Annotated in this window: 11 protein-coding genes and 1 pseudogene; 5 read left to right on the top strand and 7 right to left on the bottom strand. The window is 58.0% G+C overall.

The window, feature by feature from the left end:
- Positions 1-185: 185 nt before the first annotated feature.
- From AC50X7_RS16760 to AC50X7_RS16740, 5 genes and pseudogenes are all read right to left on the bottom strand, one after another.
- Positions 186-1,097, bottom strand: coding sequence for an AAA domain-containing protein (locus tag AC50X7_RS16760; protein ID WP_494980052.1), 912 nt, complete (start codon positions 1,095-1,097; stop codon positions 186-188).
- A gap of 158 nt (positions 1,098-1,255) precedes the next feature.
- Positions 1,256-1,423, bottom strand: a pseudogene (locus AC50X7_RS16755) (DUF4011 domain-containing protein); the annotation flags it as partial.
- A 28-nt stretch (positions 1,424-1,451) separates the two neighbouring features.
- On the bottom strand, positions 1,452-2,609 hold the full coding sequence (locus AC50X7_RS16750; protein WP_494980051.1) for a DUF4011 domain-containing protein: 1,158 nt from the start codon (positions 2,607-2,609) through the stop codon (positions 1,452-1,454).
- A gap of 161 nt (positions 2,610-2,770) precedes the next feature.
- The gene (locus AC50X7_RS16745) at positions 2,771-3,013 is read right to left on the bottom strand and encodes a hypothetical protein (protein ID WP_494980050.1); all 243 of its coding nucleotides are present in this window, start codon (positions 3,011-3,013) and stop codon (positions 2,771-2,773) included.
- A complete protein-coding gene (locus AC50X7_RS16740) occupies positions 3,013-3,375 on the bottom strand; it encodes a Swt1 family HEPN domain-containing protein (RefSeq protein WP_494980049.1) in 363 nt (120 codons plus the stop codon). Before AC50X7_RS16740 ends, AC50X7_RS16745 begins: the two co-directional genes overlap by 1 nt.
- Positions 3,376-3,878: 503 nt before the next feature.
- On the opposite strand from AC50X7_RS16740, the gene AC50X7_RS16735 reads away from it, so the two are divergent.
- From AC50X7_RS16735 to drmB, 5 genes are all read left to right on the top strand, one after another.
- A complete protein-coding gene (locus tag AC50X7_RS16735) occupies positions 3,879-5,069 on the top strand; it encodes a DNA cytosine methyltransferase (RefSeq protein ID WP_494980048.1) in 1,191 nt (396 codons plus the stop codon).
- 529 nt (positions 5,070-5,598) lie between these two features.
- A complete protein-coding gene (locus AC50X7_RS16730; protein WP_494980047.1) occupies positions 5,599-10,263 on the top strand; it encodes a DEAD/DEAH box helicase in 4,665 nt (1,554 codons plus the stop codon).
- Entirely contained in the window at positions 10,260-12,068 is a 1,809-nt protein-coding gene (locus AC50X7_RS16725; protein ID WP_494980046.1) for a UvrD-helicase domain-containing protein, read from the top strand. Before AC50X7_RS16730 ends, AC50X7_RS16725 begins: the two co-directional genes overlap by 4 nt.
- A gap of 9 nt (positions 12,069-12,077) precedes the next feature.
- Entirely contained in the window at positions 12,078-15,311 is a 3,234-nt protein-coding gene (locus AC50X7_RS16720; RefSeq protein WP_494980045.1) for a helicase-related protein, read from the top strand.
- The gene (gene drmB, locus AC50X7_RS16715) at positions 15,304-17,391 is read left to right on the top strand and encodes a DrmB family protein (protein ID WP_494980044.1); all 2,088 of its coding nucleotides are present in this window, start codon (positions 15,304-15,306) and stop codon (positions 17,389-17,391) included. The genes AC50X7_RS16720 and drmB overlap by 8 nt, the downstream gene beginning before the upstream one ends.
- A 69-nt stretch (positions 17,392-17,460) precedes the next feature.
- On the opposite strand, the gene AC50X7_RS16710 is transcribed toward drmB, so the two are convergent.
- Both AC50X7_RS16710 and AC50X7_RS16705 read right to left on the bottom strand, forming a co-directional pair.
- A complete protein-coding gene (locus tag AC50X7_RS16710) occupies positions 17,461-18,456 on the bottom strand; it encodes a protein NO VEIN domain-containing protein (protein ID WP_494980043.1) in 996 nt (331 codons plus the stop codon).
- A gap of 42 nt (positions 18,457-18,498) precedes the next feature.
- Positions 18,499-20,601: a 3'-5' exonuclease gene (locus AC50X7_RS16705; RefSeq protein WP_494980042.1), complete on the bottom strand. Its 2,103-nt coding sequence runs from the start codon at positions 20,599-20,601 to the stop codon at positions 18,499-18,501.
- Positions 20,602-20,642: the final 41 nt, after the last annotated feature.

Here is a 20,642-nt window from a genome sequence, read left to right as displayed (position 1 = left end):
CTTGTCCAAACCAGGATGGTTGACCGCAGCGAACGCGGTGACCAATTGTTCCAGGTGGCCGGCACCGGCAGACCAACTTCCCGTTCGGACGGAGTCAAGCGTTTCCAGCGGAACGCTTCGGTCCCCCAGCAGCGCGGCAAGAGTCCCGACGTCGGATGCGTGCCCCGCGGTGGATACGACCTCCGTCAGGCCTTCGACGGAACGGATGGCGTCCAGTGCCGCGTCCAGGCGGCGCGCCCCGTTGCTAGGAGCTGGTCGATTTGCTCCTGCCCGGCACCGGCGGTAACAAACCGCCAAGGGTGGTCCTTCCCCGGGCGGGCGCAGTCGGTGTACTCGGGCAACTCCCGGAGAAGGGCCCGGACGCGTCCCAAGACGGAATCGTCCACAGAGGAGGTGAAGTCCGTTCCCAGGGGGATCGCGGGATCCTCGTGATCGTAGGTAAGAGCCTTCGTCCTGGCACTGTAGAGGGACAGCTGCGCCCCGTTTTCCTCATGGAGGTTGCCGGCGTAACGGATGAGGCCGCGGCGGGCCGCTGCAAGATCAGTTGAGGCGGTTTCAAGCTGCTGCGAATCCGACTCAAGACGCAGCTCCAGTGCGTGCTTGATCTGGGCCCGGACGACGGCGGGCTTGCTGCCTTTGTCGTGCAAATCCAGGGAGAACGGCCCCATGCCTACCTCGTTGAGGCGTTTTTGGACCACGTCAAGTGCCGCACGCTTTTCTGCAACGAACAGCACCCGTTTGCCCTCGACGATGGCGCGCGTGAGCAGGTTGGTGATCGTCTGTGATTTGCCCGTCCCAGGAGGTCCTTCCAGGACGAAGGTTTGCCCGGCCACAGCGGACGCTACAGCTTGAAGCTGGGATGAGTCGGCCGGGATGGGGCATTGTGCAGCGAGGGCATCGAGATCGACGTCCTCGCCCGCCGTGACTGCGTCGTGGAACAGTTCGGTGGGAGTGCTGATGAGATGGTGGACCAGGCGGTTCTTGGAGAACTGTTTCCAGTTTTCGTCCAGATCCTTCCATAGCCGGAACTTGGCGAACTGGAGTATGGACAGGTCCACGGTGTTCTCCACGCGGAAGGCGAGTCCCTTCGCGGACACGGCTTCCCGCACAGCGTCGAAGCCGCGTCGAGATTGATCCCCGAGCCATCCTCCACCGGCTCAGCCAGCCCCAGTATCCTCAGTCCGTGGGACTGGGCAAGCTTTTCAAGAAGGCAGTAGTTTGGCGTGGACTGGCCGGTCTCGTCCAGGGTAACGCGGTAGAGGCCCTGTTTTCCTGCAGAGGTCAGGTTGACCGGCACCAGGACCAACGGCGAGCGTAGAGTCCGGCCATCGAGGTCCCACATAAGACTTCCAAGTGCCAGGTACAGATTGTTGGCCCCGGTTTCTTCCAGTTGCGTCTTGGCCTTGTAGGCAAGGCCACGCATCCTGCTGCTGTAGGCGTCCTCGCTGACTTCAGCGAAGACCGCTGTTTTTGGAACTAAGCAGACTAGTAAGTTCCTCCTGTGGCAGGTCCCGGCCGAAGCGGATTCCGCGTTCCTGGTAAACAGCGCTGATCTGGTCGGACGGAAGCAGGCTGACCGGTTCGCCATTGTTGATGAGATCCTCGAAATGCCCGATCCAAGAGCTGGGTACCGCAAGCGGGAAGCGGGCCGTGTCGGTGAAGTTGACCAGCCGGTTCCGCAGGCTAAGGTCCAGGAGCGCGTTCTTCCACTGCGTGACCCGGGCGGGAACTGCTGTCGCGTGAACCGAGGTGCGGCTCGTTTTGCCCTGTTTCCCTGGGAGGACGGGCTCCACTCTGGATGAAGGCGTGTAAGTGGTGACGACCGGGGCGCCGGTTCCCGATGTTGTACGGGCTGGCAGAGGAAAGATGCCATCGAGCCGAGCCCGGCGAACGTCGGCGACGGCGCGGATTTCGTCATGGCCTGCCTCGATGTACTTGGACAGAGGGCTGTTCCGCAGCGTCGCCGGGGTGATCGGCTGGCTTCCGGTCAGCAAGGTGGTTTCGATGAGGCCGATGTAGCCGCGCTGAACGAGGCTGACAAGCTCAGGCACGTCGTCCGAGGCAGCTGTGGGTAGCGCGCCTTCTTCCCGCCAGTAACCCAGGAACGCGTGTCCGTCGACCATCCACAGCAACGGGCCGATTCCGCAGTATTCCAGCGCCGCTGCCATGACAATTGCGGTGTCCAGGCACGTGCCGAGTCGCTCCTCCAGGACCTGTGTGGGTGTGCGGATCTGCTGACCCTGCAGTCCCCAGCTGGCTGGGGGCATGCTATAGCGGATGTCGCGGTTGCTGGCCGCTTTGGCAATTGCGAAGGCAAGCTCATCTACGCGTTCCGCGTTCTCCAGATAGCCATCGAGGCTGCTGCTGCCCGTTGTTTCCAGTAGCAGGTCCGCCGCCTCCGAGATCAGCTTCGCAATCGCCGGGTGATGCGGTTGAACATACGCTGCGAGGAACTCATAAGAGACCAGCCCCTTTTCGGCAACCCACAACTGGGCAGGAAGGAGATCAATCCGGGCTTCGGTTTTGCCAAGCTCCGATGCGCCAGTGGCGGCGCCGGATTCGACGGTGACGACCACGCTGCCTGTCTGCATGTCGGAGAGCTCGTACATGGTGTTGGTGGAGACAATGACATCCAGATCATCCAGGACGACGGTCTGGCCTGCGGCGAGGTCAATAAACTGCTGGAAATCCTCGGAGATTTTTCCGGCCGTGGACAGGACTTCGATCCGGACTAGGGCCGCACGGACTTCGGCACCGGGGTTGATGATTCTTACCTGGTGAAGGAACTTGAATCCGTTGTGGCCATCGCATAACTGAGTACCTCGGCAGCTGTTACATCGATGCTGACCTTGTGCTGGTTGAGGGGCTGCTCGCTTGGTTCGTTGTCCACCGGGACTTCATGCTGGTCATGCATCTCACCCAAGTCCGGATCGTCAAAAACAGCGCCGTCGCTTACCGTGGGACGCGACTTGTAGTCGTCCACCAGAGCGGCGATCGTTTGCGTTGCGTCCACTAGCTTGAGGTGCTTTGCCAGCCTGCGGGCGGTATCCATGGACCGGTACGCGCCGTCATCGTCAAAAGCCTCATTGTGGGGACCTGCCGCAGCTCCGAGGTGTAGCTGCGGGCCGCGTGGGAGAGGTCGAAGGGGTATCCCAGTGTTCCCAGGGCCTCGGTCATAACCCGCAGCTGCACGCTGAGATCTGTAGCTGCGTAGCTTTGCGCTGACCGCCCGGCGTTCTCATCTTTGTGCTGGAGTATCTTGGTCCAGGCGACGCCGGGTGCCACGCGTGATAACACCTCGGCGATGTAAGGCTCCAAACCGATTGCCAACGTCTCCAGAGCCCGTCCAACATACTCCCGGTTGGAAAGCACCATTTGAATCCCCCATCTGGCGCTACCGCCAACGCAAAAACTGTCCTCAGAGTAGTGGGCATCCCCCAGAACTGCACTGTAAGTCCCTGTTGTGACAGGCCCGATCGGCGCGACGACGGCTCCTGCTGATGGGACAGGTCAGCGATCGTACTGGGTGCCTGCTTAAGCGCACTCCCGCGGGTGCTTGACTGCCTGGGGCTGCCCGTAGGGTCTGGCTGGGTAAGCGCACTCTTGTAGATGGTGCAGCGACGGCGGCGCAGATCAGCGCTCCCAGCAGTACCGGTTGGACTCCGGCTGGTGAGACCACCGGCCCCTCGTACCGGACTTTGATTGCGCCGAATTGAGCCCCGCCGCAGGCGGTCTTCCTCTTCTCTTCGTCTGAGGTTTTGTGAAGCCCTGCGTTGACGCGGTTCCGATCGCCATTGTCACGTCGGTTTCGCGGCCCTTCTAATGGCCCCATTTGGGTTGAAGCTCAACGGGTTGGGCGACCGATAAGATTGGGTCCCATGAGCTTCGTGCAATCCGACCCACCTTTTTCTGACGTTCAAATGGTGGATCTCTTCGCCGGTCCTGGTGGATTAGATGTCGCTGCACGCTGGCTGGGATTGTCTGTGGCTGGTATCGAGTGGGACGAGAATGCCTGTGCAACCAGGCGAACCGCCGGGCTGGAAACCGTGCAAGGTGACGTACGGGAGCACGGCCCGGCCGAGTTTCCCCACGCGACGATCCTTACCGGGGGGCCTCCTTGTCAGACATACACCGTGGCCGGGGCAGGTGCCGGTCGCAAGGCCCTGGACCAGGTCCTGTCTTTCATCGCGCGCATGGTCGGTGGGGACGACGTCACTACCGATTTAGCGGCTTTGGATGATGAACGGACAGGGCTGGTGCTGCAGCCGCTGCGATGGGCACTGGAGGCCCATCAGGCGGGGAACGGCTACCAGGTGATCGTCTTGGAGCAGGTGCCGGCGGTCCTGCCCGTGTGGGAGGCCATGGCGAAAGTCCTGGAATCACTCGGTTATAGGGCCGTGACCGGCATACTCCACGCAGAGGAGTATGGGGTCCCACAGACCCGGCGCCGCGCGATCCTGATCGCGAACCGGTACCGCACCCCCGTACTTCCCGCCCCAACGCACCAGCGGTTCAGGAGAGAAAAGGTGAAAGCTTCTACGGACCGACGTACGTTGCTGCCGTGCCAAAGCATCGGCGAAACCTTGGACCGGGTAGAGCCTTTCGTGCTGGTCTCCAATTATGGAACCGGTGGTGATCCGAAGGCCCGCGGTCGGCGCACTTCGAAGGAACCGGCTTTTACGGTTACTGGGAAAGTGTCCCGGAACCGCTTGTTCTCCGACGAAGGTGAACTCGATCGTCTCAAAGTTTCAGAGGCGGGTCGGCTCCAGACGTTCCCCGCTGACTACCCGTGGTCAGGCAAGGACGTCTCCCAACAGATCGGTAACGCCATTCCACCGCGTCTCGCGGCTCACGTCCTGGCAGCAGCTCTCGGTCGAGAACTCCCCGCGGATTTCCTCGACACGAAGACGAGAACGCAATGGATTGATACCGGCGACGGGACCATACCCGCAACACAAGACACCGCGGATGTCCGTGACAGTCCTGTACCGAGGACCGAACCTGACTCGCTACGTTCATCCACGAACCTTCCCGATGCCGCCCTTAGCCTGGTATCGTCACGACACTGAACGTCCCCTTAACTCAGCTAGCTACGGTGCTGCCCAGAATCGAAAACGTGCCATCCTGATTGGCCATCACAAGGCTTTCCCTAGAGGGGAGCCGCTTCTGCCTCCCGGAGAATCTCTTCGCTCATTACTGGGTGAAGCACAGGACGGAATCTGTTGACGGCATGGGACACATGCACTGGAGCAGACCTTCCGTCACGGGGGCGATCCGAGTACTTCAAGCCGGAAATAGCCGATAGCTCGATGTAGTTGAACCTCGAGCCATCAGGCTGTCGAGGCCGCCACCTTGCAGGAGTTTCCCATGACCGGTTGTGGGTTGGTCCGAAAACTGCGATCGCGAAGCACCCGGCAAAGCCGTGCCCACTGTTCTCGGCTCCGCCATCGGACGTCTTTTTGCCGGAAAGTTCAACTAAACACCAGTCAACCTGGCGACCATGCCTGTTTTTATCACTATCAAGTGATAGAACCGTAGAAGTAATTTCTAGATTCCGCCCTGATACTACGGAGTAGCAGGGTCCTACGGGGGAATGTATTGGAAAATTTTTCGATGTGGCAGGGTCCGGAAGCTCGACTGGGGACTTGGGTCACTGAAGATGCCAAGACAGCCCTGGAAGCATACAGGATACGTCCCAACCTGGCACGAGAGCATGACAACATCGAGAGAAGTACAGTCGAGAGTGGTTATGGGCGCAAGCAGTTACACGAGCTAGTCCAGAACGCGGCGGATGCCATGGATGGAGTGTCGGGCCGCATATCCCTCGTCCTCACCGCCGACAATTTATATTGTGCAAATGAGGGCGCGCCACTGGCCAAGTCCGGCCTTGAAGCACTTTTTATGTCGCACTCCTCTCAGAAGCGTGACGACAAGATAGGCCGATTCGGGCTGGGATTCAAGTCCGTTCTGCAGGTCAGCGATCGACCGGAAATCATAAGCCGCACAGTCTCCGTCCGGTGGGATCGCGATAAAGCCCGCGAGGCCATTTCCCAAGTCCTCCCGGAGCAGGAACACTTCCCTGTGCTGCGCCTTGCTGAGGCCTTTGAACCAAGCGAAGCGGCACAAGGTGACCCGGTCCTGGCAGAGCTGATGGAGTGGGCAACGACCATAGTGCGGCTGCCTCTCCGGGAAGAATTTTTGTGGCTCGGTGATGAGTTCAAGGACTTTCCGCCGGAATTCATGCTTTTTTCCGAACAAATCCAGACTCTGGAACTAGACAACCGCCGCACAGGGTTAAGAGCGTTCTGGACGGCGTCTAGAAAAGGTCACGAAGTAAGACTTTCTCCAGGCGGCGAAGAAGAGGTCATCTGGGACGTATTTAGTTTTCCGCACTATCCAACCGCGGATGCCATGAAAGAAGCCGGGTCCATCGCTGCTCGGTCTGAGCTGCAAGTGACTTGGGCGGTCCCACGGAAGAATAGGGGCAAACGCCCCGGCCAATTTTGGAACTACTTCCCAACTCCCACATTCACGTCTCTTAGCGGTATCATCAACGCTGCGTTCAAGTTGAATGAGGACCGCCAGAACATGCTGGCCGGGCGGTATAACGAGGAAATTCTTAAGATCACGGTGCCGCGCATAGTTGCCGCAGCAATTCCGGACCTTATCGACGTTGCAGACCCCGGGAGCGTCCTCGACATCCTTCCGGCCCGGTACCGCCCCATCGAAGCACGGTCCTGGGCGGATGAAGTATTGAACAATCCTGTTATGCAGGCTGTCGCATCCATGCGTTTCATCCCGGACAGGACGGGCAATCTTCGGCTGGCCACCGACGTTCATGTCGAACCCGACCTTCGTGACTCAGGGAAAATTGAGGCGGGGAAAATTGAGGCCTTGTGGGACGCGGCGGTCCCCTGCGATCGGCCCTGGGCACACCGAACGACTTTCTCGGACAGAGACCGAAACGCCACCCTAGAGCGCCTGCTGGGAATGGCCAAAGTTGGACGAGCAACTGTGGTGGAATGGCTCGAGGAGATTGTTTACCCGGGCACACTCGAAAGCTTTGCTAGTGCTCTCGAAATTGCTGTTGCCATAAATAAGTCCCACCCGGAACTTTGGACCGACATGAGGCAGTCCAAAATTGTCCTCGCCGGTGACGGCAGCCGTCAAAAACCACTTGCCAGCTCGATCTTTGTTCCCGTTGATGATGACGACAATGCTGAAAACCTCGTCTCCTTGAAACTGGTCCATTTCAAGAATGTGCGTGAGTATCTGAGAACTCTGGGCATCGGCCTACTAGACGCGCAGGGCCAACTGCGCAAGGTAGTTGCGATGGTGTTGAGCGACGAAGCGGATGATGACGCTAAGAGCAGCATGTGGCGGCTTGCTCGTTCCGTGCCTGCGCCTCAGATGGTAATCCAACTGCAGGAAGCCTTTCCGCAGCTTTCCGTTCCTCTTCGATGCGAAAGCGGCACCTGGCGCAAGGCCTCCGAAGTTTGGCGCCGGGGCGGAATCTTTCCAACTAACGGCGGAGACGATCCTGACCTTGTGGTCGACGGCGTATACCACGCTGCGGACATGGCGCTCCTCCGACAACTCGGAGTCAGGACCGGTCTCAGCCAACCTATTCAGACCTCCTCCGGCCAGCTTTACCGTGACTGGCGTGAAGCGCAGGGAAAAGCTATACAACAACGGTTCGTTGGTTCTCCCACAGCAGTTTCAAGTATCCACCTGAAGTTCGCTGCTGCGTTCACTACTCCCGAACTTGAGCTTCTCACCAAGGCAAGCAAGGAAGCCCGGTTAATGGCCACCCGACATATTTTGACCAGCCGTCACTACCCCGTGGTAGTAAGCGTTAGCAATCAGTATGTCGCGGACATTCAGGTTGACGATCCTGACCTTTGGTGGGCAGTAAGGTATGGAGTTGTTGACACTGCGTTGGGGCTCATCGATACGGCCAATGCAGTCGGCCCGGTAGAAGGTATTCCGAGCGGGTTCCTCCCCACGCCACATGATTCTGAAACCGCCGCTACCCTCCGACTGGAAACGGAGGCTTCAAAGTTCAACTGGTCCCATATATATCAATTGGCCGCCGCAAATCTCAGTGTTTCCCAGCTTCATCAGCTTTACGGTATCGCTGCGCTCAAGCGTTTGCCTCGTCCAAAGCAGATCCGTGTAGAAACAAAAGACGGCCCCACCGAGCTTCCCTTCTCCGATGCGGCGGTAGCGTCCGACGAAGCCACCTACCGGCACTATGCCGAAACCCGGGGCGCTGCCGTCATTTTCACTACTAACACCGACCTGAACGACGCGTTAACTGATGTTTGGAAATTACCCTCTGTAAAGGTGGTGTTTGACACTCAACTTGCGTTCATCGAGGCGGGGTCGCGTCAACAACTCGGGGATCGGATTCCCTACATACATATACCCTTTGGGGGCGCTTCCAAGGTGGAGCTCGTTCCGTGCTTCGAACTAGCACTCGTTACAAGCAATAACGTTGACGATCACCAAAGCCGACGATCCCTTGAGACTCACCTTGATGATCAGACCTTTTATTACCTCTCCCATCTGACTCCCCAAAGATGGCTCCAGGCGCTTCTCGAGGCGAAGGGAAAGAGGTCCACAGCCGCCCAGGTACTTGCAGCCGCAACAGCTGCCAAGGCAGAAGCCGAGCGCGTCCGGAAGATGGAGGAAATAGCTGGACTGACGGACGAAGATGAAAAGCTCGTAGCACTTGTCGGTGAGCAGGCTATCCGCGACCTCATTCCTCCACACGTTTTCCAGATGCTCGACCATCGTACAGACGAGAAACTAAGCGGAAAGAAACTGGCTAAGCTCGCAAGCACTTTGCACGGAGCCAGCCTATTCCCAAAGCTCAAGCCCTTCCTGGACCAGCAGGGCATTAGGACTCCAGCTCAATTCAACGGCAGTGCGGCCGCTAGGGACTTTCTGAAAAGCCTGGGAATTTCGGAAGACTACTTTTCGACTTCCGGCGGCGGTAAGAAGCCTCCCAGAGAGGAAGTTGTCGGCCCTATTCAGTTAAGCCCGATGCACGACTACCAAGTTGACGTGGGCAAGCAAATCCAAGACGTCCTGGCTGGCAAAAGCAAGTCCCGTGCGATCGTTCAGCTGCCAACAGGCGCAGGAAAAACTCGTGTTGCTGTTGACTCGATCGTTGCACACGCTGCATCAACCGAAAAACCGCAACTGGTCGTCTGGGTGGCCCACACGAAGGAACTCTGCGACCAAGCCGTCGACGCCTGGCTGTATGTTTGGCAGGCCGGGGGTATTCCTGGTGAACGCATGGCAGTAAGCCGGCTTTGGGACAGCAACGAGGCCAAGCATGAAGAAACACGGATGCACGTCGTCGTCGCAACGATTCAGACGTTGAGCAGCATCGTGGAAAATCGACCAGCTAAATACAGCTGGCTTTTTGATGCCGATATATTGGTCATCGATGAGGCACATGGAGCAATCGCACCCATCTACACCGACGTTTTCAAGGCATTTGGCCGCACCAACACCGACCGTGGAAAACCGGTGATTGGTCTTTCCGCCACACCCTATCGGGGCGTCAACGAGGGCGAAACCGAACGCTTGGTAAAGCGGTTTGATGGCCAGCTGCTTGTTCCCTCGCAATTTGATACAGAACACGCCCATACGTATCTCCAAAACATGGGCGTGTTAGCAGCTGTCCGTCACGAATCACTTGAGGGGATCCAACTCAAGCTCACGGCCGGGGCAGCCCTGCCAGGGAAGGCAGCAAGCACCATGCTTGAAACCCGTATCGACTTCGGTGCAGTCGCCCAAAGTAAGGATCGTAATGACGCGATCCTTGACCACGTCAAGAGCATCGCATCAAGTCAGACAGCCCTCGTCTTTGCTGCCTCAGTTGACCATGCGGAGGCACTTGCTGCGACCCTCGCAGCGGAAGGAATTCCCTCCGCGGCGATCGCGTCTAAAACACATCCAGCTGACAGGCGCCGGCAGATTGAAGATTTCCGATCCGGCAAAATCCGCGTCCTCACCAACTTCGATGTGCTTTCTCAAGGATTCGATGCTCCGAAAGTCGGTGCCGTGTATGTCTGCCGCCCGACCTTCGCACCCAATAAGTACCTCCAGATGATTGGCCGCGGGTTGCGCGGTCCTAAGAATGGCGGAAGCGAGGAAGTTCTAATCGTTAACGTCAACGACAATATTGACCAGTTTGGAGAAAAATTGGCCTTCAACCACTTTGACTATCTCTGGAATCGGGAATCATGACGGTGATGGAACTGGATGCAAGCCAGGCAGCCGTGGCATTCGCTCCCTTGCACGATAGACAGTATGTCATCGCTGGTGCTGGCCAGGGCAAGACACAAGTCCTTGTCTCCCGCATCGAATATCTCGTGGAGCACGAAGGATTGAATCCGGCGGACGAAATTCTCGTGCTCAGTTTCTCAAGAGCTGCCGTCGAAGCTGCCCGCAACCGGGCAGCAGCCGCGGAGGTCGATCAGGTGACCGTTCGGACCTTTGACTCTCTAGCCTCCACGATCTTGATGGAGCTTGACGACAATGAAGAGTTCCGCGGCCTGTCCTTTGACAAACGAATCCAAAGGGCAACTGACCTCTTGATGGAGCATGGCTTACCCGACTTTCTGGCCGAGCTTAAGCACTTGTGCGTGGATGAAGCACAAGACCTCGTCGGCGATCGGGCACAGCTGGTTACAGCGATTATCGAGCGAGCCGACAACGATTTTGGTTTTACTTTCCTAGGTGACCCCCTTCAGGGCATTTACGATTTTCAGCTAGACGATTCGAAGCATAAGACTACGGCTAGGAATTTGTTCCGAAGGATGTTGGACGACTTTGGTGCGACTCGTCGCGAGCTCGAGACCAATTATCGCGCCCGAAGCCAGAGAGCACGGGATCTCGTCGCTATTGGTAACGGACTTCGAAACGTGGAGTTGGAAAATAGCGAAACAGCCGAATTGGCTTTCGTAAGTTTAGAGAAATTCCGTTCGAAGGAGCCGGCCTCTCGGTCTTTCCTGGATGTAACATCGGTCCTGGATCCTGAGCCCGATACCGGCGCTGTACTCTGCAGTGATAACTATGAGGTCCTGATTGCTAGTGAGCAATTGGACGCTGCAGGATGGGCGCATTCGGTTCGGCGTCAGGTTCGAGAGTTGGGGGGCGCTCACTGGATTTGGTCAGCACTCCATGACCTTGCACCCACAAAATATGCACAGGAAAGCATTACAGAGAAACTTTGTGCAGCGGGTCGGCCCGAACCCGAAACCGACTGGTTGGCGCTGAAACAGTGCGAAGGGAACTGGCGCGACCCTGGGACGCTCAATATCGGGATCCTGGCCCGGCGCCTGATGGGTGGCAGTATTCCCATGGCACTTACAGTCCAGGACAAATCCGCGTTAACCGTCTCCACCGTGCATCGGGCTAAAGGCCTAGAGTACGAGCACGTGCTCTTCATCGAACCCGGGGATCAAAGGGAGGGGGACAAGAATTACGACGAGATGACCCGCCACAGGTACGTCGCACTGAGCCGGGCGAGAGACTCAATCCTGTCAGCAAAGCTAGCTGCGCCTCCAGGAACGTTTGGCAAAAAGCATCAGAAAAACAAGCGATGGACGGAATTACATTTCGCAAGGCCGAGGCACTATGTGACGCGCATGGAATTTTTTTCTAGTGATGTCCGAACCACTTCGCCCTACGCTTCGGAGGGGCTAGACGGCATATCGATCCAACACAACATATTGCATGCTGGAATCGGAACTCCCGCTCAAGCCGTCCTTGCCGTGGAGGCTCAAGACGATCAGCCTGCATTCTATGAATTGCAGACAACAGACGGAACTCCACTAGGGATAACTACAGAGCGGTTTGGCCGTGAAATGAAGCAAGTTTTTTACCGATGGGGTGAGTTCAAATGGCCCACGAGGTTCACCGGTTTACGCGTTGCCTCAATCGAGTGTGCCGCGGGTGTTTCAGAGCAAACAGAAGAAATGGGTCTGGGACGCTCAGGTTTATGGCTCGTGCCTAGGTTCTCAGGTCTCGCAAGAGCAAGCTGGAAGTGAGTTAGTCAAATGGGAAGCCTTGATTCAAGGTACGCCTTCCGGGCAGAAATGGTTGATCGACTGGTACGGGATCTCTACGGCCCCGACGCCTTTGACGAGATACTCGACGAACGCCCTCTGGACCGATACCTGACAGGGGTCCTCTGGCCAGAATCAGATGATGCTCAGGAGGATGTTCCGGAGGATGCGGACGCGGCGACAGGCGACGACGATGAAGTCTTGGACAGCCCAGTGGCCAGTAGCCGAATGACTTACCCATCCAGCATCGGAATGACCTTCACCGTTGATCTTAACGTTGCGGACAGGGTTATTATCCACCCGAAGGCGGCGCGCTACGTACCTGTCTCCGCTGGGCACGAAGCGACCGACCCTGATACGGAGGGTTCGGTTAGGGCCTCGAAAAGCATCGTCGATAGGTGGGGCCGGCGTGAACTCTCATTGGCCCCGATCCCTATTGATCTCCTCTCGCCTCCTTCCGTGCCCGCGCCCCTAGTAATTGATGCCCTCGAGCTATACATTCTCGTTCGGCCTCCAATCCAAGGCGCCGTAACCGTGACCGTCGCTCTACGGAACCTCCTGCGCAAACCTGCTGAGGGTGACCGGGACGCAAACTGCTGGTTCCAGGTTGGCCTCGGCGTCGAGACAAAAACCCCCGCGCTCATGGATCGTCAGGCACTTCACGAAGGTGTCTCCGACGACAGCGACCTGGCGACGGCGCAACTCCTGTACCGAAATGCACGGATGTTTGCTGCAGGTCATGGATGCGCTACCACCTGGAAGGAGGAAGATATTCACGAAGGCCTTTCTAGTTATGCCGAGACGACATTTATACCGCGGCAAGAAGTGCCCCGAGCCATGACGGGCGATGTCCTGGCTGACTTGTCCTTCGGGTTCCTCTCCAGCGCATCTCCGGATCAGGTAGCTGCTCAGCTTTCCCTACTGGTCCAGGAATACCGCGATTGGATCGGCGTTAAGCTGGCTGGCCTCGACGTCCAAGTAAGTGCCGACGAGGACGTTCCCAAGCATCTGCGCTTGCAAGCGGAAAGCCATCTAGAGGCAGCCTCTGCAGCTGCCGATCGAGTACAGGCCGGCATTGACCTCCTACAATCCGAGCCCATAGCTTTTAGTGCGTTTCAGCTAGCGAATAAGGCGATGCACATCCAGCGATCAAGGCAGGACTGGGTGCGGGCAAAATCCGGCGGAACATTCGAACTAGACGCCAAACAGTCCTGGAGACCGTTCCAAATTGCGTTCATTCTGCTGAATCTTCCATCCCTTACTCAGGCAAGCCACGAGGAACGCGATGTTGCCGATCTCCTATGGTTCCCAACGGGCGGCGGGAAGACTGAAGCATATCTCGGCCTCATTGCGTACACGATTCTTCTTAGACGCCTTCGTGATCCTGGCGCCAAAGGCGTGGCTGTCATCATGCGCTACACTCTCCGGTTGTTGACAATCCAACAGTTCGAGAGATCCGCCATGCTTATTTGCTCCCTTGAGCACTTAAGGAAAGAGGCCGAAAACCTTGGGGCCGAGCCATTCAGCATTGGACTGTGGGTGGGGGCTGGCGCGACGCCCAACAACACAGACGTCGCCCGACGAAATCTGCGGAAACTAGCCGATGGCCTGAATGTTATCGAAGGCAACCCCGTCCAGCTCAAAGCTTGCCCGTGGTGCGGTCGGGTGCTTTCAGAGTCGGACTATTCAGTCCGCAACGCTCCTACTCAGCGCATGCTAATCAAGTGCCCAAATTCCTCGTGTGACTACAGAACCGGCCTTCCGGTGCACCTAGTGGACTCTGACATATACCGGGAGCGCCCAGAACTTGTAATCGCCACTGTGGATAAGTTCGCACAGATGGCATGGAACGGTGCAATCGCCAATATCTTTGGCCGCGGGGTAGCAACAGACTATGGCCCAGACCTTGTCATACAGGATGAACTCCATCTGATCTCGGGACCGCTCGGGTCGACCGTGGGTATCTACGAGACGGCATTCGATCTGGCGGCTGGAGATGCTCTAAGAAGCGGTAGTGAAAGTTCTACTCGCCGCCCCAAAGTCGTTGCATCAACAGCCACAATCCGTCGCGCTGCAAAACAGATAGAGGCCGTTTTCGACCGTCGCTCGTCCTTGTTTCCCCCGCCCGGACTTCGACCCGATGACTCGTTCTTTGCAGAACGCGCGCCACGTGACGAATACGGGACCAGAGAGTATGTCGGCGTCATGGCCTCGGGAACTAGCCACGCGACATTGATGGTACGTGTCTATGCATCCTTGTTGAATTCAGGGCTGCGGATTGAGGGAATGGACGAGGATCGGGACCCTTACTGGACCCTTATCGGATACTTCAACAGCCTGCGCGTACTCGGAAGCGCCTATCTTCAGGTGAGCGATGACGTCCGCGTCAGACTTGGCCTGCTGGCATCTCGCGACGGCGAAGCAGAGTCGGTGCGCGAAGCCCACCCCAACGAGCTGACCAGTCGCGTACCAAACAACTTGATACCTGCTCAGCTCAAGAACCTTGAAACTCCATTGGGCCAAGAAGGGGTTGAAAACGTCGTCCTGGCGACAAACATGATTTCCGTTGGCCTGGACGTCGATCGACTGGGCCTTATGGCAGTCATGGGCCAACCTCAGTCGAGTGCGGAATACATCCAAGCTACGAGCAGGGTCGGGCGAAAATTCCCAGGCTTAGTTGTCACGATTCTCAACTCGTCGAAGTCCCGTGACCGTTCCCACTTTGAGGGCTTTGTTCCATTCCACCAAGCCATGTACCGTGCCGTGGAGGCCACAAGTGCGACGCCTTTCGCTGCCCGCTCACGCGACCGCGCCCTTCACGGTGTCCTCGTCTCTGCAGTCCGTATGCTCTCGCAAGAGTTGGCTGGCTCCGGCGCCGCTGCATACATTAGCCGAAAAACGGAAGTCGTAGACGATATAGTACGGCGGCTGGTTAGCCGCAGCAGGTCGGTGGCGAAACCGGAGGCTGAAGCCACACGCGAGCAGCTTCAGACCCTCCTTGATGTGTGGGCCGCGGAAGCCGCTGGCAAGGAGTCACTCCAGTATGAAGACCAAAAGAACTCAGGCAATGCCCTGCTTATCCGCTATTCCAAGGCTCTAGAACAAGACAACTTCGACTTCTCTCTGGATAAGGCTCCCTGGGCCACTCCGGAAAGCATGCGCGACGTCGACGCAGTAACTCCGCTACGGCAGGTTATCCTCCGGAAGGAAACTTCTAATGAATGAGCTCAATCTCCGCAGGGCACAGCTTCTCTCTACATACGGCGTTGGCGGATTGCTGCCTGACGAAAACGCCAGTTTCATGGTGGCCAGCTTAGATCAGTGGGACACGGAGCTGCTGTCCCGAGTACCTGAACCGCGGTTGGCACGGGCTCTGCGCGTGTCAGATCTCTTCTTGCCTTCTTCCAGCAAGCGCCAAGGATCAGTGCCGGTTATCCGCTTCCCGTTTATTCAGTCCTGCGGCAAGTGCGGGCGCTTGGGGAATCTCCATCAATTGAAATCAAAATGGAATGACCCCATATGCGGCTTTTGTAAGCCGAAGCATGCCCTCACTCCATCTCGCCTTATTATCACGTGCGAAGACGGACACATAGATGACTTCCCATACCACTTCTGGGTCCACGGCGAATACTATTCGTCTGCTCCAGACGACCACGAGCTCTCCTTGACAGCAAGGGGTCGTACATCCTCGCTGGGTGACATGCTTGTCTCCTGCTCTTGCGGGCGAAAACGCAGCCTCGGGGATGCGTTCACCCCCGGCGCCTTCGGCCCCATGCGGTGCAGTGGTCGCCGCTTATGGCTCGGTGGACCATCTTTTTCGCAGAAAGGGTGCGCTAAGCCGCCCCGCACGGTACAACGCGGTGCTTCAAACGTTTGGTTTCCATCCATTTCTTCTGTCATTTCAATCCCGCCTTACTCTGAAGCTCTCGCAAAAGCAGTAGCGCAAGACGCTCATATTCTGTCGGAACCTGAAGTTCTCGGGCCAGAAGGTAAATTTGTCATTAAAGCCACCGTCAAGAAGCACGGATCGAAATTTACAGCAGAGCAAATTCTGGCGGAGGTAAGACGCCAGTTTCACAGCGGTGAAGACGACGTTCCAGACAGGGTGGAGCTGCGCCGGCAAGAATTCGAAGCCCTGATCGAAGGCCGGGAAGACGCTCCGGGTCGAGACTTTGTCTGCCTTCCCATCCAAGTTGATCCGAGCATTCAGCCACTAGTCACGGCCGTTCGACGTGTTACTCGTCTCCGCGAGGTCCGGGCCTTGTTCGGCTTCACGCGACTGTTGGCTCCTTCTGAGGACAATCCAGATGTTAAGACCTGCGTACTGAGCCCCGAAGATGGACGAGTCAACTGGCTCCCGGCGGTGGAGAACATTGGCGAGGGAATCTTCATTTCCCTGGATCGCGACCAACTGCAGACATGGGCGGAGCAGGCCTTCGTCAAGGGCCGGAAAGCCCTGCTGGATTCCAATGCGCGCAAAGCGGCGGCGCAGCGCAAACAGAAGCCGATTCCCGTAGATATTGTCAAGGTAGCGGTTCATACCTTGTCGCATGTCCTGATAGACCAGCTGGCTTTGGATGCGGGATACCCCACTTCGTCCATACGTGAACGCCTATATATAGACGAGGAATCTGCAGGCATGCTGTTATTCACGGCGTCGGCAGATTCGGCAGGCAGTTTGGGAGGGCTGGCCGCACAGGCGGACAGCGCAATTCTCGCGAAAGTGTTCGTGGACGGGCTCCGCAGACTGGAGTGGTGCTCAGCGGATCCAGTCTGCATCGAGTCCTCTGGCGCGGGAACTGATGGTCGGAACCTGGCCGCCTGTCATAACTGCGTGTACCTTCCGGAGACAAGTTGTGAGCACTTTAACGGAGCTTTAGACCGGGGCCTGCTTTACGGGACGGGCACCGACCTGGATAAGGGTATGTGCAGTGCCATAGTCGGGAACGCGGCAGCAGTCGATGACCTTTCCGGCCTCGCCACAACCCCAAGCGACCCGTTTAAACCGGAGCAAGTCGAGGATTTCAGTCCGTGGGAGTCAGTATTGGAGCTGACAAGCGAACGAGTCCGGCCTTTGGCACACGCGTTGAAGTCTCTGAAGGTTCCAGTTCCTGAGACAGGTGCGGATATTGGGCCATCATGTGAATGGATCGCTGAGCTGGCATGGCCCACACATAAGGTGGCCGTTGTTGATGGAGAAAATGAGGCGCGCGATGAATGGCTCTCGGAACAGGCTTGGACCCACTTTAACGCAATTTCCGTCCACCCTTCCGAAGTCTCGGCGGCGCTGATCGGGCGACTCTGACAAGGCCGCCACACACTTCCCTTGTCAGGGTCGCCCGATCAGAAGGGGCGACCTTTCAGCAGCGAAGGCCTAGTCGAGGAAATACTCGAAACTCAGCGGCTTCAGGTTTTCCGGGGACGGCCGCCAGTCAGGGTACACGCTCATGGTTCCCTCTCCGGTGGCGATGGAACCGTCAAGATGCCGTTCCCAATCAATTTCGGCCACCACAACCAAGTCGGTTCGGCTAAATTCGTTGGCTTGGCTTACTTCGTTGCGTGTCAGGATGACCTTCTGGACGTACCCCTGAGAGCCCTTGACCTCCACGTGCCGAACCTCGCCACCGCGCACAACCTCGAGGTCGTACGACTCGAATGCGCCGACGTCCTGGACGCTGTATCCGGCCGCTTCGTAGTAGGCCATGGCCTGACGTACGGCCTGCATCTCGATGGCTTTCTTTAGTACAGGATCGGCGCAGAAGCCGGCGTAGCTCTGCTTCACCCCGTTCTGACCCGCCACCGGGGGCGCCATTAGAGGGCGATCAAACCCTCCCCAATCGCTGTCGGGCAGGAGGTTGGGGACCGCGGTGACCACCTCAATCGGCAGCTTGAAGAGATAACCTTGATTCGGTTTCAGGCCGGTCGTGGGATGCTTCTGAAACGGGAAATAGATCGTGTATCCCGCATTTTCTGCGTAATCTCGGTGCAGCTCGCCTTTGACACCCAGAATGTCTTCCTGGTGGTCCGCCCGAAGATCTGTCAGCAGATAGGGGCGAGGAAGCGGCGCGTACTTCGTCAGCGGAATCGTGTTCGCTGGTTTACCGAACCAGTCCCCTGCCCGCGGCTGCAGCTCTCCCGCCACGATCGAGGCGCCGTACATTCCCGATTTGAATCCCATCGGGTTGTTTTTTCCCACCCAGTGAAGAACAACATCGCCAACCCGGACGTCGTGCATGAGATCGTAGCGAGGCGTGTCAGGGGCTATCAGTTCACTCCCCCAGGTGTCGACATTAACCAGTTCCATCCAGTACCGCTGCGTCGCGTCACCGTCCCACCATCGGGCCTTTTTTGCTGTCGTACTAACCGTCATTTCTCCCCCGAATGTTAGTGAATTGCCTTGAAAGTACTGAGGCTACTTTGTACCAAGCAGCTCCGACGGTTTCCCGTTCCACGTCACCACGAGCTCGTCACGGGCGCGGGTTGCTGCCACGTAGAGCAGCGACCGCTCCCGCAGCAATGCGTCCTCACGCTCGGCATCCGCGAGGCCCTGAATGGCGTGCTTTTGAGGAAGGCTGGAGTCGCTGACTCCGAAGAGGATGACCTTTGCGAACTCCATGCCTTTGGCCCTGTGCATTGTCATGACCACAGGCTCGCTGCCGTCCGCTGCCGCTGCTTCGATCGATCGGACCTGGATTCCACGCTCGTTCAGGCTGCTGACCACCTGGGCCTGCTGATGCTTTGCCCGGACGAGGATTCCGATTGACGCACCGTCAGTTCCCTCATCCTGCCATCGCCGAATATGCTCGGCAGCGAGGTCCAGCTCGCTGTTGAGCGACTCAAGGCCCTGGCGAACCGGCTCCGGGCCGCTGCGTGCTGACCGATAGTCGCTGGACTTCTCCTCGCCATCCTCGATGTCGTGGAACTCCGCCCCGGAGAGCAGTTTCACAGCGAAGGCGAGGTTCTGCGCCGTCGTCCGGTAGTTCAGCGTCAGACGGCGGGAGCGCCCGACAATGTGAATGCCAAAACGGGACAGTGGCACCTTCTGGCCATACAAACGCTGGTGGGAATCCTCAGCGATGAACAGGTCATTGGTGCCTTCGGCGACCAAGGCCCGCAGCAAGAGCCAGTGCCCTGCGTGGAAGTCCTGCGCCTCGTCCACAATGACGTGGTCCGCGGGCCGCGATCCCCCGTTGGAGGCACGGTGGTTCAGAGCAGCAGCAGCGAGGGCGGCAATCTCCGCGTAGCTGGCCTTGTCCTCCATACGGGTGGAGCGTCGATACGCCTCGATGATCCGCCACACGGAAATCCGCTTTGGTCGGTTCAGGGCAGTGCCGCGGCCGGCGCGCGAAACTTTTAGATACTCGTCCTTGGTGGTTACCCCGTTGGCTAGTACCACAGAGAGGTATTCCTGCTCCAGAAACGTGGCGTTGGCGAGTGTCGGTTCCAGGCCATGGTCCACGGATCCAGCGGCGAAGTCCCAAGCGTCCTTGTCCGTCCGCTTGGTCGTCTGCTGGTCCCCCGCGCCGAATACCGTGTTCAGCGCAGCCGATCGTTCGTCGGCGGATGCTGCATACCAGATCTGAGAGGCTAACGAATCTATACCGGCTACGCAGACGCCCGGCTGGTCCAGCTTCGTCGACACTGCCAAGGCAGGGTCGAGCTTGGCCATATTCGTGGCTAACGATTCTGCCAAGGTGGTTGTGTACGTCGTCAGAATGACTCGCGCTGGCGGCTTCGCGTCGGCGAGGACTTTGGCGCGGTGCAGAGCAACGACAGTTTTACCCGTCCCTGCTCCACCCGACAGGCGAAACGATCCGTTGCGGCTCTTCTCTGCATACTGCCGCTGCTCCGGGTGCAGGAACGTTCGCCACGCTTCAAAGTCACCAAACTCAATGATGTTCTTCAGTTCCTGCGCGTTTTCGCCAATGAACGCAAACTGGATCTTCGATGCGGGGTGTTCCAACGCCTCTTGGATCTTCTCGTCCTCAGACTTCGTCTCATCTTCGACGTACTGGCCGAGCCCGAGCTCTTCTTTCACCTCAGCCAGGGACTTTCCGGCCTCCAGGTCGATCAGGGCGATGCCCTGCCACTCGGGTGCATTGTCCACAACCGCCGAGAACTCCTCGAGTGAACGCGCAGCCACTGCCCGCCGGGCGACCTCCGGGTCGATGCCGAGGTCCTCCACCAAGTACTCAGGCGTATAGCCGGCACCAATCAGCCCGTTCACAAAGCCCGGCTCGGCCTCAGGAATATCGATGGGCGGGTTGATCACGGTCGTGCCGCCGGGCTCGCCCTCACTTGTGTCGGGTTCCGAGTCTTTGATCAGTTCCAATACGCCATTGACCGGGTTGACTTTAAGCACGCTGGAGCGGGCGATCTCTATGGCCTCGTCGTGCGGCCACGCCCCGATGTAGATGTAATGCGGCTCACCCGCCGGGTCCAGACGGTAGAGGACGGCCCTATAGTTCAGATCTACGCGGCCAGTCCGGACTCGCTGGTCCTTCGGCTTGATCATCGGTTCAATGTGTAGGCCCGGTGCCGTGTCGTCTTCTTGCA

The organism is Pseudarthrobacter sp. Hb11 (assembly GCF_059383655.1).
This window is presented reverse-complemented; position numbering and strand designations above follow the sequence as displayed.